The sequence below is a fragment of the Vibrio sp. M250220 genome (assembly GCF_036533795.1).
Classification (GTDB): Bacteria; Pseudomonadota; Gammaproteobacteria; order Enterobacterales; family Vibrionaceae; genus Vibrio.
The window spans coordinates 1-912 of the sequence record NZ_JATABI010000154.1; the positions used below are offsets into that span (position 1 = coordinate 1).

Sequence of the window (912 nt, forward strand, 5' to 3'; positions counted from 1 at the left end):
GTTCAGCATATCCCCTTCAAAAAAGGCGTCGGCATAAGGTTTGCTGCCAAAAATATTCATCAAATCTCCTTTTGCTACCATAGATAAAGCAAGCAGCCCTGCAATCAGAAGCCATCCCCACTTTTTCACTTGATTCCACCTGGGGTTAGATGCATCTGAGCCTTTCCGCATGTGATGCTTTTAAAATCGATGTTTGATACCAAAACGTTCTTTAAGGATCTTTTCATCTTGGCGTTTTTCCTGCTCGGTTTGTTCCCTTAGGTATTCATTCACACCTTCCACTTTGCATTCGGTTTTCGGCATATAACCGTGCGGCTCTTTACAAAAAACGATGTCATTGCGAAAACGTTCACCGAAAGGCGTCAAAGCAGGGAACTTGACACCTTTTTCAACAAGTTTCTGCTGGATTTTGAGCATCTTTTGGTATGCTTCGGTGGATTGATCCATATCTTCAAGATCAAGTTGTACACTGTAAGCTAATGAAACGCCGCTATCTGTCATAACATCGGCATCTGCACCATGATCCAATAAATACAGAACCTCATCAAAGGCAGTCGAAACCAAATGCAATACAGGCGTATTTCCTAACGAGTCGCGGGCATTCACATCAGCACCGTACTCGACTAAAAGCTTCATGGCATCACTTTCTTCAAGCAAGGGGGTGTTGAAAATCAATGTTCGTAAGCTGCCTTCATTCGCGGTATTGGGATCCATGCCACTTTCAAGGAGGGCTTTTAGAGGTTCGTCACTTTTGCGCCACATGGCGTGATAAGCCACGCTGCCTAGTTCCGGCAACTCAATAGATGGATCGGCACCTAACGCCATCAACGCTTTAATGGCTACGGGGTTTTCATCATTTACGGCAAAGCCAAGCAGTGTCATCCCGTGTTTTCCTGGGGCATCGATATCTTC

Annotated in this window: 1 protein-coding gene; it reads right to left on the reverse strand. The window is 45.0% G+C overall.

What is annotated here, in order from left to right; all coding sequences use genetic code 11:
* Positions 1–180: 180 nt before the first annotated feature.
* Positions 181–912, reverse strand: a 732-nt coding sequence (locus tag QTN94_RS20085) for an ankyrin repeat domain-containing protein (RefSeq protein ID WP_331428659.1), incomplete at its 5' end; no start/stop codon positions are given.